Raw genomic sequence first — 15,939 nt, forward strand, 5'->3', positions numbered from 1 at the left:
CAGGGCGGCCAACAAACGGGGCCATAGCTCAGCTGGGAGAGCGCGTCGTTCGCAATGACGAGGTCGGCGGTTCGATCCCGCCTGGCTCCACCAGCCTTCGCAGGCTGCGCCTGCTTCGGCTCGGCAAGCCCGCTCGTAGCGAAGGCTGCCACGCCATAGCCCACGGGGCGACGGCGGGCTCCATCCGAAGACCTCTCCCCCCTACCTCCCCGTAAACCTCGGCGGCCGCTTTTCCATGAAGCTTGCCACGCCCTCCCGGAAATCGCTGCCGCCGAGCGCCACCATCATCTCCCGGTTGGCCTCGATCGTTGCCTCGGCCAGCGTCTGGAACGGCACCTCGTAGAGCTGGCGCTTGATCACGGCCATCGCGCTCGGCGAGACGAAGTCGGCGAGGTCGCGCGCATAGGCGTAGGTTTCCTCGCGGAGCTTCTCCGGCGAGCACAGACGGTTGACCAGCCCGATCCGCAGCGCCTCGTCGCTCGAAACACGGCGCGCCGAGAGCAACAGATCCATCGCATTGGCATGGCCGACGATGCGCGGCAGCATCCAGCTGATGCCGTGCTCGGCGATGAGCCCGCGCCGCGCGAAGGCGGTGGTGAACACGGTGTTGTCGGCGGCAAAGCGCAGGTCGCAATAGAGCGCGTGGACGAGGCCGATGCCCGCGGTCGCGCCGTTGAGCATAGCGATGACGGGCTTGCCGATCGACGGATAGAAGCCGTAGCGCGTCTGCCAGTCGGGCCGGCGATTCATGTCGAAGGGCGGCAGGCTCGATGCGCGCCTGACGTCATCGGGGTCGAGCCCTTTCAGCGCATCCATGTCGGCGCCGGCGCAGAAGGCGCGGCCCGCGCCGGTGAGCACGATGACGCGGACATTGTCGTCGGCGCTTGATGCTTCCATCGCATGGCGCACGTCGCGCTCCATTGTCGGCGTCCACGCGTTCATGCGGTCCGGGCGATTGAGCGTGATGGTCGCGACCTTGTCGCGCACCTCATAGAGAATGTGTTCATAGGCCATGACGCTCTCCCTTTGTCTGCCGGCACGCGTTCGCGCGCGCTCGTTGTCAGCGAGCCTAGCATATCCAGGGATGAGGCAAGGGCTTGCGCGAAGGCGCGATCACTCGGCGGCTTGCGCCAGCAGCGGCCGGCGCGCCAGCCAGCCATTGATGAAGTGATCGAGCCAGGCGCGTTCCGCGGCATCGTACACGGCACGGTCCGCGAAATGATGATGCCGCTCGCGCGCACCGGGCGCGCTGAACCCGTCATAGCCGCGCGTGGTCCAGCGATGCATCATGGCGTAGGTCACGTCAGGATGAAACTGCACTCCGAAGGCATGGCCCGCGCGGAACGCCTGCACCGGAAAATCGTCGCCTTCCGCAAGCAGCTCAGTGCCGGCCGGCAGCTCGAAACCCTCGCGGTGCCAGTGATAGACCTGCGCCGGCCAGGCCGGACAGAGCGCGTGGCCCGCGGCCGTCGGGCGGATCGGGTAGTAGCCGATCTGAGTCAGTGCCTCCGCATGCGGCGCGACGCGGGCGCCGAGCTGCATCGCCAGCATCTGCGCACCGAGACAGATGCCGAGGAACGGCCGCTGTTCGCGAAGCGGAATTTCGATCCAGTCGATCTCGCGGCGGATGTAGTCGTCGGGATCGTTGGCGCTCATGGGGCCGCCGAAGACCACGGCGCCGGCATGCTGATCGAGCGTCTCCGGAAGCGGATCGCCAAAGCGGGGACGGCGGATGTCGAGACGATGGCCGAGCGCGCGCAGCGCATTGCCGACCCGGCCGGGCGTCGAGGATTCCTGGTGCAGGACAATCAGAACCGGCAACCGGGCTTCGGGACGAGCAGCAGATGCGCCAAGGGCCCTTCTCTTCGGGAAGGGCACCAATTCCGCGCCACCAAACCTGTCCGTCCGGAACGACATTGCCTTTCCAAATGCTATCGGTTCAGACCGCCAGCATAGCTAAGCGATGGTTAACATCGTGTGAGTTTGCGCACACACGACACCGATCAGGAAAGCAAGCTCCGGGCCACGACAGGCTTCGAGCGTTCTTCAGCGTCTCTGCCGCTGGAATCGACTGGTGGCGGACAGGATGAAGCCGCGCGGGAAGAAACGCAGCGCGAACGGCACAATCTTGATGCCGAGACCCGGCAGCACTGCCCGTTTATTTGCCATCAGCCCACGATAGGCCTCCCGTGCAACATCGGAGGCAGGAACATTGAGAAGGGCCGTATTGTGTCCGGATCCGACGCCGGCGCGCGCCTGGAATTCGGTAGGCACCGGACCCGGGCAAAGTACGGTGACGCGGACGCCGCGCGGCGCGAGCTCCGCCCGCAAGGCCTCGGTGAGAGAAATCACATAGGCCTTGGACGCGTAATAGACCGCCATGCCGGGGCCGGGCAGAAAGCCGGCGACCGAGCCGACATTGAGAAGACCGCCCTTGTTCCTGATGAGCTGATCGGCAAATCGCAGCGACAGATCGGTCAGGGCCCGGACGTTGACGTCGACGATGCCAACCTGCTCGTCGCGATCGCACTCGATGGCATCGCCGAACACGCCGAAGCCGGCATTGTTGACGAGATGGTCGAGCTCGACATCTTCGGCGGCGAGCGCGGCCGCGATCTTCTCGCCGGCATCAGCTTCCTGGAGGTCGCAGGCGATTACGATCGGCTTCTTGCCGCCCTTGGCGGCGAGTTCGTTCGCGAGCGCCTCGAGCCGGTCCGCACGCCGCGCCGTCAGCGCCAGACGGTGTCCATTCGCGGCGAACACCCGCGCCAGCTCCGTGCCGATGCCCGCCGAGGCACCGGTGATCAACGTTACCCGCTCAGTCACGATCGAAGTCTCTTGAATTGAAGTTTTTAGTCCCGCAATGGCGGAACGAGAGCATAGGCCGTACGCGACAGGCAAGCGGCGCTGACAGCATGGCCGCCTGACCGGACATCAGGGAGACCAGAAAACCCGGGGATTTACGGATGAATCCGGGATAACCGCAGCCGGGGGCTACATTAAAGTTTCGTCATGTAGCCTGTACAACCGGCAATCCGCCGTGTTGGACGAAATCAGCCGCCTACGGCGCCGTCCTTCACCTGGTTACCGGCACGGTCCGCCACGGCATGCTTCAGGTCGATCCGGTCGCGCTGGGAAATCCCGAGCAGGTCGGAGGCGCGCCAGACCACGTTGTCCTCGAACTCGGAGACCTGGCCGTCGGCATAGACCAGCTCCCACATCATCTGGACGATGCGCTTGCGGCCCGCTTCGTCGAGCGAGCGCATGATGACGCTGGTGAAGTGATAGAGATCGACCGCCTCACCCTCGACCTGGGTCGCATCGGCGATCAAACGATCGGCAGTGCCGCGATCGAGCCCAAAATGGCTTTCGATCAGGCTGTGCAGCTTGCGCTGCTCGGTCGCCGTCGGCTGGCCGTCCAGCGAGACCACGTGAACCAGCAACGCGGTCGCCGCAAGCCGATAATCGCTGTCGCCGAATGCGCGATCCCCGGCATGGGGAGCAACAATGTCGGCGATGAATTGACGCAGGCCGTCGAGCATGGGGTCCTACCGAAAACGATGACGCCGCGGGGGCGCGGCGTTACCAGCATTATATGTGCGGGAAACTCAACCGGCGCAACGTGCGTCAGTTCCCCGCGCTGCATTACGTTTCGGCAATCTGTTCGCTGTCATTCCGGGGCGCGCGAAGCGCGAACCCGGAATCTCGCGCTACAATCTCGAGATTCCGGGTCTGGCCCTTCGGGCCATCCCGGAATGACGGCGGCTTACGGTATCTCGTACACCACCATCTTGTCGGCGATGCCGCGCAATGCGGCCTGCTTCTGAATCGGCTTGATTTCACGCTGCTTCAGCACTTCCGCCACGGCTGGCGCGTCCAGCACTGACCCGGTGATGTGCATCTCCTGCGCGGTCGACAGGCTCTGCACGCGCGCGGCGATGTTGACGGTCTGGCCGAAATAATCCTGCCGCTCGTTGAGCATCACCGCGAGGCACGGACCTTCATGGATGCCGATCTTGACGATGAGATCGGCGGTGCCGCGCTGCTTGTTGAGCACGTCCATCGCCGCACGCATCCGCAGGCCCGCGACGATCGCGTGCTCGGGACGGACGAAGGTCGCCATCACGGCGTCGCCGATGGTCTTCACCACCGCGCCCTTCTCGGAGGAGATGATCTCGAGCAGCGCATGGAAATGCGCGCGCACGAGATCGAAGGCGGCGAGATCGCCGACCCGCTCGTAGAGCGCGGTCGATCCTTTCAGATCCGTGAACAGAAATGTCAGGGACGTGATCTGGAGCCGCTGATCGACACTGAGATTGTCCGCCTTGAACACATCGCGGAACGTCTGGTTCGACAGCATCCGCTTGGCGGTGAGGAACGGCTTGCGCTTGCCGATGAGGTGATGAAGCGCCTCGGCCGCGATGAACACCGACGGCAGCACGCGTACGCCGGCCTGGTTCTCCAGCGACAGCCGCAGCGGACCCGGCCGCATGGTCGTGGTGCCCGTCGGCGCCTGCACCCTGTTGTACATGATGGCGAGCTGCTGGCGGTCCTTGGTCGGCTCGCCCTGGACGTCGATGAAATGCGCGGCGTGCGTCACCGGCTCGAAGATGATGATGAAGTCGTTCGGCAGTTGCAGCGACATGGTCGCCTTCTCGCCGGCAGGCAGCTCCATCGTATCCAGTGTGACCTCGTTGGCCAGCGTCGCAAACGACTCCTTGTTGAAGTCGACGCCGGAGCTCCAGAACACCTGCTTGAAATACTCCCATACCGGAAGCGTATCCGGGTCGTGCGCCGCGATGCGCCGGACGCGCGGGTTCACGGTGAAGGAGACCTCGACCTGGTCGTCGACGGAGGCCTTGTAACCGCAGGCACAGAGCGCACAGTGATAGTCGTCGGGCTTGAGCGCCTTCAGCGTCGCGTGAGCGCCAAGCACACCGCCGCAGCCCGGACACAGCACGTTCCAGCCGAGATCGAACAGCCCGAGCCGCGCCGAATGCAGGAAGGCGGAGATCGCGCGCTCTTCGTCGACACCATGCTGCCTGGCGAAATCGAGGACATTGACCCGGTTGAGCTCGTGATCCTCGCCGTCCTCGATGAGGCGCGCAATCTCATCGACCGCCTTCGGATCGGCGGTCTGCTTCAGAACGGAAAACTGGGCCTGGATGTCGCTCATGGCGTAACTCTATCTAGGGTGGATCACGCCATCGGCCAGGCGAGCGCCTGTCACCGACGCGTGATTCGGAACATGGGTGAGCGGTCCGGCTGGGTCGTGACGACGCCATGCGGGATCACGGGAACCGTATCGACCAGCTCGACGCGAAACGCACCGATCAGCCGGGCCAGCGCCAGCACGGATTCGGCTTGCGCAAACGGCGCGCCGACGCACACGCGCGGACCCGCGCCGAACGGCAAATAGGCAAAACGGTCGGGTGCTTCGGTCGACATGAAACGCTTTGGAACGAACGCGTTCGGCTGATCCCACAGCTTTTCGTGCCGGTGCAGCAGCCAGGGCGCGATCATGATGATGTCGCCCCTGCCGATCTCGATTCCGGCCGCATTGTCCTTCGCGCGCGCGGCACGCGCGATCAGGAAGGCGGGCGGATAGAGCCGCATGGTTTCTTCGATCACCGCGCGGGTGAATTTCTGGCGATCGATGTCGGCCATGCTGTCGAGATGTTCGCCGCGGGTCTCGGAGGCCACCTCCTCCTGCGTATCAGGATCGAGCGCGAGCAGATAGAGCGCCCAGAACAGCGCGGTCGCCGTGGTCTCGTGGCCGGCGAGAATCATGGTCGCGACTTCGTCGATGAGTTGCTCGTCCGAAAAGCCCTTGCCCGTTTCAGGATCGCGCGCCTCGTCCATGAGATCGAACAGGTCGCGCGGCGGCGCGCCGTCCTTTTTCCCGGCGGCGCGCCGCTCTGCGATCAGCATCGCGACGAATTCGGTCCAGCGCTTGCGGAAACGGGCGCGGGCAAAATCCATCGGGCTCGGCCAGGACACCGGCAGCAGCATGTCGAGGAAATAGGGCCGTCCCAGCCGCTCGCCATATTCCACGACGAAGTTGCGCAAGGTGGGGCCATGCCGGTCCATGCCGAACGAGAACATCGTGCGCCCGGCGATCTCGAGCGTCATGCGCTGCATGGTCTCGCGCAGATCGACGGTCTCGCCGCTGCGCGCATCCAGCTTCGCAATGGTCTCGTCGAGCACCGCAGTCATGTGCGGAACGAGATTTGCGGTGGCGCGCGGCGTGAAGGCCGGCGCGAGCGTGCGGCGCTGAAACGTCCAGGCATGACCTTCCGCAATCAGGAGGCCTTCGCCGAGCACGGGACGCAGCATGCGAATGCCGGCCGGCGTGCGCGTGTAGTTCTCGTAATTGCTGAGCAGGACATGCCGGATCGCGTCCGGGCGGTTCAGGATGAAGCTCTTATGGAGGAAGAAGCGGCCCTCGAGAACGTCTTCCTCATAGGCGCGCTGTCCCCACGTTGCGATCATGTTCTGCCTGATCACAGCGACCCGTCCGAGGAACGACATGTCGTCGGGGGCACGCGGCGGCGTCGGGGGGACGATGGGCCGCCGCACGCTGGCGATGTTCATGGCTCTCTCCCGCAGATGTGACGCAGGCAAATAGCTAGTAAGTCAGCTCGGCAACCGCAATCCTGTTCTCGGCGGCAGGCCAGAGGCGTGCCACGATCCGTTCTTCGCCGAACTGGGCCACGATGTTACGCCCGATCTCGCCGGCCGGAAGCCGCAATGTTGCTGTCGCATCCGTGGGTACGCCCGGTTTGACGTCGGCCGGCTCCTTGCCGTCGAGCAGAACCACGTCCCGCGGCAGGCCGAAATAGCCGCGCGGACGTGACATGATCACGACTGCGCCGGCATCCTTGTCCGCCGGCCCGAGCGGGCGCGCGGCACGCAGGTGGACGACGTCGGACGAGCGCGGGAAGGGCGAGCGATAGATATGCGTGGTCGGCGCATCCGGCGACGCGAGGACGAATTCGAGCGGCCAGGAGGGTTCGACCTGCGCCGGCCCCCAGCGGCCGTCAGCACCGGTCTTCGCGCTGTGCACGGCATTGCCGTTGCGCTCACCGGTATCCGGATCGACGCGGAAGATATCGACGGTTGCGCCCGCCACCGGCCGATTGGTGGACACGCCGCCCGGCGTTCCCGTGACGAGGCCACTCAGCCTGACGCTCGGTTCCGGCACGATCGCGATGCGCGCGGGCTCGCGGCCGGCGATGAACTTGTAGATCTCGCGGAAGGCGCGCGGGTGAAACGCCACCTCGCGATGATCGAGCGCACCGAGCACGAGATTGGTGGCCCCCCGCAGCTCCGGCCCCTCGGCGGTGACACCGGTCGGCGTGCCGGGCTTGCCGATGAAGCGGCCGTCGGCTTGCGCGTATTTGTCCATGCCATCGCTGCGCAGGGTGAGGAAAGCCGTGCCCGGCGTCACCTCGCTCTCGCCCCCGTTCAACCCGCGCAGGAAAACGCCGCGGCCGTTGAACTCGTTGTTGGGCTGGTCGTCGCTCGCGAACACGCCGTGATTGGGCGTGCCGCACAGGACAGCGTGGCTGACGTCAGCCACACCGCCGTTCCTGACGACATTGCGGATCGCATAGCCGCCGCGAGAGCTGCCGACCAGTGCCACGCGCGCCGCACCGGTACGGCGCTTCAGCTCGGCGATGGCGGCGGCAAGCTCACGGCGCTGGTCCTCGGTCGAGGAGCGGTTCGCCTGCTCGACCGTGTCGTCGCTCCGCGCATTGGGATCGGTGAAGTTGATCGCCAGCATGCGATCGCGCGCGATGCCATTGGATTCCATCCGCCACATCGTGGTCATCCAGAGCGCGTCGTAGTCGCCATTGCCGTGGACGAACAGGATCGGCGGCACCTCGGCGCCCTGCGCCGCGGGCGCGGTTTGCGCGAAAGCATCCATCCGGACGCTCGCAAGCGCAAAAGGCAATGTGCCGGCACCTTGCAGGATCGTCCGTCGCGACAGCTTCATCTGTTCCTCCCCGGCAAAACCGCCTCTTTGCACCGCTTATAGCGTCCTAACCACTGGACAGCGAAGGACTTTCGCGGGCATCACTGAATCCGCCGGAATCGCCAGGACCACTTCTGCCAGCCCATATGGAAGGGGATATGACCGAGCAGCCGAACCGTCAGAGAATCGCAGCCGACGGCATCGCCGCGCCGCTGCGATACACCGTGTTCCGGCGCATCTGGCTCGCCAGCCTGCTCTCCAATCTCGGCCTGCTGATCCAGGGCGTCGGCGCCGCCTGGGCGATGACGCAGATGGCGGCCTCGGCCGACAAGGTGGCGCTGGTGCAGACCGCGCTGATGCTGCCGATCATGCTGATCTCGATGCCGGCGGGCGCCATCGCCGACATGTATGACCGCCGCATCGTCACCCTGGTCTCGCTCATGATCGCGCTGACCGGCGCGACTGCGCTCACGATCCTGGCCGGGCTCAAGCTGATCACGCCGGAAGCGCTGCTCGCCTTCTGCTTCGTCGTGGGCAGCGGCAACGCGCTGTTCGGCCCGGCCTGGCAATCCTCGGTCAGCGAGCAGGTGCCGCCCGAAGCACTGCCGTCGGCCGTCGCGCTGAACGGCATCAGCTACAACATCGCGCGTAGCTTCGGTCCCGCGGTCGGCGGTGTCATCGTCGCCGCGCTCGGCGCGGTGGCGGCGTTTGCCTGCAACGCGATCCTCTATCTGCCGCTGCTGGTCGTGCTGCTGCTGTGGCGGCGCAGCACCGAGCCCTCGCGCCTGCCCCGCGAGAAGCTCAACCGCGCCATGGTTTCGGGCTTCCGCTACATCACCAATTCGCCGCCGATCAAGATCGTCCTGCTGCGCACGCTGGTGATGGGCCTGATCGGCGGCGCCATCATGGCGCTGATGCCGCTGGTCGCGCGCGACCTCTTGCATGGCGGCGCGCAGACCTACGGCATCATGCTCGGCGCCTTCGGCATGGGCGCGGTCATCGGCGCGCTCAACATCCACGAATTGCGCAAGCGCATGAGCGGCGAGTCCGCGATCCGCGCCTGCACCATCTCGATGGCCTTTGCGATGGCCGCCCTTGCCGTGAGCACAGAACCGGTGCTGACGGCGACCGCGCTGGTGCTGGCCGGCGCGGTCTGGATGGCCGCCGTCGCGCTGTTCAATATCGGCGTGCAGCTCTCGGCACCGCGCTGGGTCGCAGGCCGGTCGCTGGCAGCGTTCCAGGCCTCGATCTCCGGCGGCATCGCGATCGGCGCCTGGGGCTGGGGCCATCTCACCGACTATGCCGGCGTCGAGGTCGCGCTTCTGGTCGCGGCAGGCCTGATGCTGATCTCACCGCTGCTCGGGATCTGGCTCACGATGCCGCGCGTCGGCGCCCGCAACGAGGACGCCGAGGTGCTGGCCGATCCCGAAGTCAGGCTGTCGCTCACCGGCCGCAGCGGACCGCTGGTGGTCGAGATCGAATACCGGGTGTCTCAGGAGAACGCGCGCGCCTTCCACAATGTGATGCAGGACGTGCAGCTCTCAAGGCAGCGCAACGGCGCCTATGGCTGGTCGATCGCGCGCGACATCGCCGACCCCGAATTGTGGACCGAGCGCTATCACTGCCCGACCTGGTTCGACTATCTTCGCCAGCGCAACCGCTCGACCCTATCCGAACGCGCGCTGCATCAGCAGGCGATCGATTTCCACATCGGCCCCGAGCCGGTGCGCGTCCGCCGCATGCTGGAGCGTCCGTTCGGCTCGGTGCGCTGGAAGGAAGAGACGCCGGACCAGGGAGCAAGTGAGGTGCTGCCCGTGGTCGCGACCGCGGCGGGGAGCAGCACGTAGGTTCTGCCGTCGTCCCGGCGAAGGCCGGGACCCATAACCACAGGCAAAAGTTTGGCGAAGACTCGGAGTTGCGACCGAGTCCTGTACAGCTAGTCGCGCTCTATCGATAGATCACGCGGTATGGGTCCCGGCCTTCGCCGGGACGACAAGCACGTTTACTGCCCGTGCTCCGTCAGCACCTTGTCGCAGCCCTTGCTCAGCCGCGTGCGGTTCTGCTTCAGGCAGGCGAGCACAGCCTGGTCGCCATTGTTCATCACGGGGCGGCAGAAGCGCGTGACGTCGCGCGCGCAGGCGTCGTGTCCGGGCTGTTGTTGCGCGGAGGCGCCAGATGCGCACAGGAGCAAGGAAATAACGAAAAGAAATCTGGTCATCGCGTAATGCCTCTTACCCGGAAGATGTGCGGGCGAAGCTAGTGCGACGATCCCGGAGCCGCAACGGCTTTATTGACAGGCTGCATCGCGCCACAGCGTGGCCCCGGCTTGACGCCGGGGCACAACGCGAGGGGAGCTAACCGACGCAACGATCGCTGTGTGCTCTTACTGGTTGCCCTGAGCGTCAGCGACCTTGCGTGACGCGCCCTTGGCGAGGTCCTTGTCCATCACCGCGCGGCAGCCGGCGCTCAGATCCGAGCGATGCTTCATCATGCACGCGGTGATCTTCGGGATGTTGGGGATCTCCGACGAGCACAGGCGGAAGGCATCGCCGGTGCACTGCTGCTGCGCCTCGGCCGAGAAGGCGAAGCTCGAAGTCGTCGAGACGATCGAGACGATGGCGGCGAAGCCCAGAGCCAGGCTGGTGTCGCGGATCTTGCTGCTCAAGGACTTGGAGGTGAGCGACTTGGCCGTAAACGACTTGGTCATTTGAAGCTCCCATTGGCGCCGCTGCAAGCGGAGCCCGTTGTTGATGGGAACTACGATGCTCCAGCAAAACAGTTTCCACTGTGATGACGGTCACGGGGCGCACCCAAACTGTGACATCGGTCACATTGGCGCACCTCGCTGAAAATCCGGCGCAAACGCCGTCGCGTTGGTGTCACGTTAACTGTTCCTTCGCATTAATGGCTCGTCGCGCGGGAAATTCCGCAGGTTTGGTTGCGTAATTGGAAAGAGTAGCGATGCGTAATGCGTTGGGCCTGATGCTGGCCAGTGTAGTTGCGGCGGTCGTGATCGCCGCCGGCGGTTGGTTTTATTATTCCGCGAGCGCCGATCCGGGCGCCCCCAAGACAGTTGCCGCCCGTGCCGCCGACCCGTTGCCGGCACAGACGAAAATCGCCGCCAAGGACGACGTCGCGACCACCGCGGCGATCGCGGCGAAGCCGACGGCCGTTGCCCAGGCATCCGCGCCTACGCCCGCCCCGGTCGCGCCAGTTCAACCGAAGCAGGCCTGCGCCAATCCAAACGCCCTCGGCGTCGCCCGCGTGGTCGAGATCGACACCACCGGCGGTCCCGGCTTCGGCTTCGAGCACTTCAAGCAGTTCGATTTCCTCACCGACAAGGAGGTCGTGCTGACCTTCGACGACGGTCCGTGGCCGGTCAACACACCCGCGGTGCTGAAGGCGCTCGCGGATGAATGCACCAAGGGCCTGTTCTTCTCGGTCGGCAAGCACGCGACCTACCACCCGGAAATCCTGCGCCAGGTTCTGGCCCAGGGCCACACGGTCGGCACGCACACCTGGTCGCATGTCAACCTGAACAGCAAGAAGATGACGGAGCAACAGGTCAAGGACGAGGTCGAAAAGGGCTTTAGCGCAGTGAGGTTCGCGCTCGGCACCAATCCGGCGCCGTTCTTCCGCTTCCCGCAGCTTCAGCACAATCCGGCGATGGTGACCTATTTCGGCACCCGCAACGTCGCGATGTTCTCGACCGACATCGATTCCTTCGACTTCAGGAAGGGCGCGACGCCGGAGAAGATCGTCGAGACCGTGATGGGCAGGCTCGACAAGCTCGGCAAGGGCATCATCCTGATGCACGACTTCCAGAAGCACACCGGCGAAGCCATGCCGGCGCTGCTCGCGCGGCTCAAGGCCGGCGGCTACAAGGTCGTGCAGATGAAGGCCAAGACCACCTTCCAGACGCTGCCGGAATATGACGAAGCGCTGCTGAAGGACCTGAAGGTGCCGACCTCGAGCGCGCGTCCGATCGGAAGCGTGGTGCAGACGGTTTCGCAGTAGCGCGTTCGACCGGATCGAAAACTCTTGCGTGATGGCCGGGCTTGTCCCGGCCATCAACGTTCTTGGGCCTGCGTGGAAAGGTCATGGATGCCCGGGACATCTGGCGCGAACACGCGCCTCGCGTTTGCCTGAGGCGTGACGGCGAGGGTGGGGCGCAAAGACCGCTTACCAATAGATGCCGTGGCGATGCAGCTCGCTGATGATGCGGCCTTCGGTCCAGGTACGCTTGTGCTTCGGCTTGTTGACTTTCGCCGTGGTCTTCGTTGCGGTCGCGGCGGGCGCTGAAGTCGTCGTGGCTACGGCGGGTGCCGCGGCAGGCGCAGGCGCCGAGATCGCCGGCGGACGGTCGACATATTTCGGTGCTTCGGTGACGGGTGCGGCTTCACTCACTTGCGTCGTCACGGCGATTGTCGCCGTCGCTTGCGGCGCCGAGGCCTGTTCGCTCGCCGTGGCCAGCGAGAGGCTGCGTGGACCGGCCGCCTGAGCAGATGCTGAAGCCAGGACCATGGCGGCCACCAGAATGATCTTGCGCATGTGAAATCTCCCCGTGTTGGCGTGACCGGGACGCTATGGGAGATACACGCGACATTATGTGATCACGATCACGCAGGCGACTGGGCGATCCTGAACCCGCGCACTCATGCCGGCTGTACGCGTCGGTTGAGACGCTTGTCTGTGATGATGGGATGAATTCGGGGCGCTGGTGCCGCAAGAGGGATTCGAACCCCCGACCCCGTCATTACGAATGACGTGCTCTACCGACTGAGCTATTGCGGCGAACCCTGCCGGGCTCGGACGATGCCGGTCCCGATACGCGCGCTCCTGATATCGGGCATGGCCCGAATTGGCAAGAACAAGCCGGGTGCGAAATGCGGCTTAGGCGCCCCAGCGGGACCAGAATCCGCGCCAGCCGCCGGCCTGGGCCTTGGGCGTGCCGATTTGTTCCGTAAATTCATCGCTCGGGCCCTCGTCATCGATCCCGGGATCATCCGGGGCGCGGACGATCGGGATGACGGCGGGGATCGGGACGGGTGCGGGCTTGCCGAGGTCGGCACGGGTCCGGAACACCGGCGTTGCCGCCGCCGGCGATGATTCGGCCGGCTCGGGGGCCGGCGTGACCGGCTCCGCAGACGTCATCGCAGGCTCTTCCTTCGGCTCTTCCTTGGCCGCCGGAGGCGAATTGTCCTGCTCCGCCGGGACCGATGCAGCCGGAGCCGGTTCCATCAGGGTGTCATTCGCAGGCGCCGTCACCCGCTTCGGCGGCGGGGCCGCCAGCATGGCTTCCTCGAAGGCCGAGGATTCGATCAAGTCGCCCTTGTCGGAAGGAAGGCTCGCGACCGGCGTCTGCCACTGGAAGGCGTCGAGGCGGCCGGTGACCGGGGAAACCGGGCGCCAGCGATCGCTGACATAGCCGTCGGCGGTCCAGGCCGGATCGTGGCGAGCGCGCACCGCGCGCAAGGTCCAGGCGCGGGCGCGGCCGCCGTCGCCGTGCTCGGTGCGCTCGATCTCGGCCATCAGCAGTGCGACCCGCTGGGTCGGATCGTTGACATAAGGCGCCAGCACCGCCCGTGCGCGGCTGAATTCGGAGGCATCGATCGCGGCGCGTGCGAGCGCGAGCTGGCCTTCAATATGGCCGGCCTTGTCGGCAGGCGTCTTGGCCGCAAGCGTCTCGACCCGCTGCAAGCGCTGCCGCGCGGAATCGCCGAGCTTCACATGTGCATAGGCCTCGGCGAGATCCGGATGCGGATTGGCGAGCCAGGCGGCCTCGACCAGCTTCATGGCGCGGCGCACCTGATGCGCCTCGCTCTCGAATTTTGCGGCGAGCACGGCGGCCGGCACCAGGGTCGGTGCGAGCTTGATCGCCTCCATCACGCTCTCGCGCGCGACATCGCGGTCCATCGTTTGCAATTCCAGCGCGCGTGCGGTGAGCAGCACGCCGCGCTGGCGACGATAGGCCGGCTTGTCGATCAGCCCCGCGGACAGGTTCGAATCGAGGATCGCCAGCGCGCCGCTCCAGTCGCCGCGCGCGCAGCGGAAGCCGAGCACCGCATGCGAGGCCCAGGTTGACGACGGCGACAGCTTGATCGCTTCCTCCGCGATCATGACGGCGCCGACCGCATCGTCGGCGCGCTGCGCCTCGATGAACAGGCCGCGCAGGCCGAGCAGCCGCGTATCCTCGCGCTCGGCCATGGCACGGAAGGCGCGCTGCGCCTCGTCGCGATTGCCTTCGAGCTGCGCCGACTGCGCATGCAAGAGAAGCGCGAGCGGATCGTTCGGCGCATGCCGCCGCGCCGTCTCGGCATGACGGCGGGCGAGCGCGGTATCGCCATGGCCGATCGCGAGCAGGCCGTGGGTGATGGCGTGGCGGCCGCGCGCGTGGCGCTTTTCGTGACTGCGGCGGCGCAAACGCCCCGGCGTCCGCCAGATCGTCGTCAGGATGCTCCAGACCAGCACGACTGCCGCGGCAAAGAGGCCAAGCAAGAACACGAACCTGGGCAACGTCGTTGAGGCGCGGAAGCCGCCCGCCGTCAGGACGAGATCGCCGGGCTGATCGGCAACCCAGGCCGCGCCGGCCGCCGCCAGCGCAATCAAGACGAGGAAAAGGACGATGCGAAGCATGGCGATCCCTATACGCGCTGATTGTTGCGCGAAGCTTTATTGAGCAGGCTTGACGAGATCCGCCATGGCATCGTCGGCGAATTTGCGGGAGGCGGCGAGCGCGGCATCGCGGGCATTGGCCTTGTCGAGCCAGGCCTGCGCCGGCGCGCGATCGGCATCGGGCAGCGTCTTCAACTCGCGCCGCGCCTCGACGAAATCATTGCGGAGCGCAGCAGCCGTCACCCGCGCCACGATGGCGCCGCGATCATTGCCGACCCCGTCGGTTCGCTCGATGCGGACGAGCTTTGACGCTCCGGCCTGGAGGCGCTCGACGATGCCGCCGCCGCTGGACTGGGCATCCGCCGGCGGCGACAGCTTTGACACGATGTTGAGGAGCTCGCGGCTGAGCGCGACCGGGGTCGGGATGCCCGACGATGCAAAGGTGTCGAGTGGCTTCAGCATCTCGGGCTTGGCCGCCAGCGACCGCGCCGCGGCGAGCTGCGCCTCATAGGGATCGCCATGGCGCACGGCGACGTCGAGCAGGGCCGCCGCCACCACATGGCGCAGCGGCTTGTCGTCCATCGTCCTGGCGTCGGCGATCTTCTCGCCCTGCTGCGCAAGCTCGGCCCGCTCCGTCTTGCCGGCGCGCTCGAGCTGCGCGATGCGGTCGTAGAGCGCGGCAAGATCAGGCGAAGCGGCGCCCGGGGCAGATTTCGCGTCGTTCAGTGCGCTCGCGGTCTTGTCGGACTGTGCGCGCAGATTGGCGATGTCGCTGCGCAGGCTGCCCACGGATTTTTCCAGCGCATCGATCCGCGCCACCATGGCCGGATCGGCGGCGGGCTTGCCAGCCTTGGCTTCAACCGCGGCAACGCGACCGCCCAGAGCATCGACCGTCGCGCTCGTCACTTGTGGCGCGGCAGGCGGCGCCTGCACGGCGGGCCAGCCCAGCATCCAGCCGACCGCGATCACGACGGCCGCCGCCACCGCACCGGAGAGCGGTGCAATGACCCAGGGCGAAACCGGAGGCGACGCGGGAGCGGGCGCAACCGCGGCCTGCGCCTCGGCGCGCTCCGGCTCGGCGTCAGCCTGCTCGGATTTTGCCTGCTCGGGCTCGGTGTGCTCGCTCACCGGCGGAGCCTCGGGCTCGCCCGCCACCTCCTGCGGCTGGGTCGAGACATCGGTCGCCTCGAGGTCGATGGTCGGCGGGGGGCGCTTGGCACGACCGGACTCCGGGGCCAATCCTGCGTCTTCAGGCTTGTCGTCGGCCATCGTGACGGTTCCTCACACTTCCATACCTTGCACAGATCCCTGGCGTAGATCTTGGGCAGACCCGATCGCGTCGGATT

14 protein-coding genes and 2 tRNA genes are annotated in these 15,939 nt (G+C 66.1%); 3 read left to right on the forward strand and 13 right to left on the reverse strand.

Annotated features, from left to right (window positions below; genetic code table 11):
- Nucleotides 1–17: 17 nt before the first annotated feature.
- Nucleotides 18–93 (forward strand) — tRNA-Ala (locus tag BJA_RS02790).
- Between the two features lie 108 nt (nt 94–201).
- Here BJA_RS02790 and BJA_RS02795 read toward each other — a convergent pair.
- The 7 genes from BJA_RS02795 to BJA_RS02825 all read right to left on the reverse strand — a co-directional run bounded on the left by BJA_RS02795 (nt 202) and on the right by BJA_RS02825 (nt 7,999).
- A complete protein-coding gene (locus BJA_RS02795) occupies nt 202–1,014 on the reverse strand; it encodes an enoyl-CoA hydratase (RefSeq protein ID WP_011083381.1) in 813 nt (270 codons plus the stop codon).
- Between the two features lie 99 nt (nt 1,015–1,113).
- The gene (locus tag BJA_RS02800) at nt 1,114–1,917 is read right to left on the reverse strand and encodes a glutamine amidotransferase (RefSeq protein ID WP_011083382.1); all 804 of its coding nucleotides are present in this window, start codon (nt 1,915–1,917) and stop codon (nt 1,114–1,116) included.
- Nucleotides 1,918–2,046: 129 nt separating this feature from the next.
- Nucleotides 2,047–2,826, reverse strand: a complete 780-nt coding sequence (locus tag BJA_RS02805; protein ID WP_011083383.1) for an SDR family NAD(P)-dependent oxidoreductase — start codon at nt 2,824–2,826, stop codon at nt 2,047–2,049.
- A gap of 227 nt (nt 2,827–3,053) precedes the next feature.
- Nucleotides 3,054–3,542 (reverse strand): TerB family tellurite resistance protein, encoded by a 489-nt coding sequence (locus BJA_RS02810; RefSeq protein WP_011083384.1) that lies wholly within the window; start codon nt 3,540–3,542, stop codon nt 3,054–3,056.
- Nucleotides 3,543–3,766: 224 nt separating this feature from the next.
- Nucleotides 3,767–5,176, reverse strand: a complete 1,410-nt coding sequence (locus BJA_RS02815) for an adenylate/guanylate cyclase domain-containing protein (RefSeq protein ID WP_011083385.1) — start codon at nt 5,174–5,176, stop codon at nt 3,767–3,769.
- A 50-nt stretch (nt 5,177–5,226) separates the two neighbouring features.
- A complete protein-coding gene (locus tag BJA_RS02820; protein WP_011083386.1) occupies nt 5,227–6,594 on the reverse strand; it encodes a cytochrome P450 in 1,368 nt (455 codons plus the stop codon).
- A 34-nt stretch (nt 6,595–6,628) separates the two neighbouring features.
- Nucleotides 6,629–7,999 carry a hypothetical protein gene (locus tag BJA_RS02825; protein ID WP_063921598.1) on the reverse strand — a complete coding sequence of 457 codons (1,371 nt, stop codon included), beginning with the start codon at nt 7,997–7,999 and terminating at the stop codon, nt 6,629–6,631.
- 137 nt (nt 8,000–8,136) lie between these two features.
- On the opposite strand from BJA_RS02825, the gene BJA_RS02830 reads away from it, so the two are divergent.
- A complete protein-coding gene (locus tag BJA_RS02830) occupies nt 8,137–9,825 on the forward strand; it encodes an MFS transporter (RefSeq protein ID WP_011083388.1) in 1,689 nt (562 codons plus the stop codon).
- A gap of 155 nt (nt 9,826–9,980) precedes the next feature.
- Here BJA_RS02830 and BJA_RS02835 read toward each other — a convergent pair whose 3' ends face one another.
- Both BJA_RS02835 and BJA_RS02840 read right to left on the reverse strand, forming a co-directional pair.
- The gene (locus BJA_RS02835; protein ID WP_011083389.1) at nt 9,981–10,196 is read right to left on the reverse strand and encodes a hypothetical protein; all 216 of its coding nucleotides are present in this window, start codon (nt 10,194–10,196) and stop codon (nt 9,981–9,983) included.
- A gap of 165 nt (nt 10,197–10,361) precedes the next feature.
- Nucleotides 10,362–10,685, reverse strand: coding sequence for a hypothetical protein (locus BJA_RS02840; RefSeq protein WP_011083390.1), 324 nt, complete (start codon nt 10,683–10,685; stop codon nt 10,362–10,364).
- Nucleotides 10,686–10,939: 254 nt separating this feature from the next.
- On the opposite strand from BJA_RS02840, the gene BJA_RS02845 reads away from it, so the two are divergent.
- Nucleotides 10,940–11,995, forward strand: a complete 1,056-nt coding sequence (locus tag BJA_RS02845; protein ID WP_011083391.1) for a polysaccharide deacetylase family protein — start codon at nt 10,940–10,942, stop codon at nt 11,993–11,995.
- Nucleotides 11,996–12,160: 165 nt separating this feature from the next.
- Here the strand turns inward: BJA_RS02845 and BJA_RS02850 are convergent, their stop codons facing one another.
- The 4 genes from BJA_RS02850 to BJA_RS02865 form a co-directional block, all read right to left on the reverse strand.
- On the reverse strand, nt 12,161–12,529 hold the full coding sequence (locus tag BJA_RS02850; protein WP_011083392.1) for a hypothetical protein: 369 nt from the start codon (nt 12,527–12,529) through the stop codon (nt 12,161–12,163).
- A 167-nt stretch (nt 12,530–12,696) separates the two neighbouring features.
- Nucleotides 12,697–12,772: transfer RNA gene (locus BJA_RS02855), tRNA-Thr, on the reverse strand.
- Nucleotides 12,773–12,871: 99 nt separating this feature from the next.
- The gene (locus BJA_RS02860) at nt 12,872–14,614 is read right to left on the reverse strand and encodes a heme biosynthesis protein HemY (RefSeq protein WP_011083393.1); all 1,743 of its coding nucleotides are present in this window, start codon (nt 14,612–14,614) and stop codon (nt 12,872–12,874) included.
- Nucleotides 14,615–14,650: 36 nt separating this feature from the next.
- A complete protein-coding gene (locus BJA_RS02865) occupies nt 14,651–15,862 on the reverse strand; it encodes a COG4223 family protein (RefSeq protein ID WP_011083394.1) in 1,212 nt (403 codons plus the stop codon).
- Nucleotides 15,863–15,939: the final 77 nt, after the last annotated feature.

The organism is Bradyrhizobium diazoefficiens USDA 110 (genome assembly GCF_000011365.1).
GTDB classification, from domain to species: Bacteria; Pseudomonadota; Alphaproteobacteria; order Rhizobiales; family Xanthobacteraceae; genus Bradyrhizobium; species Bradyrhizobium diazoefficiens.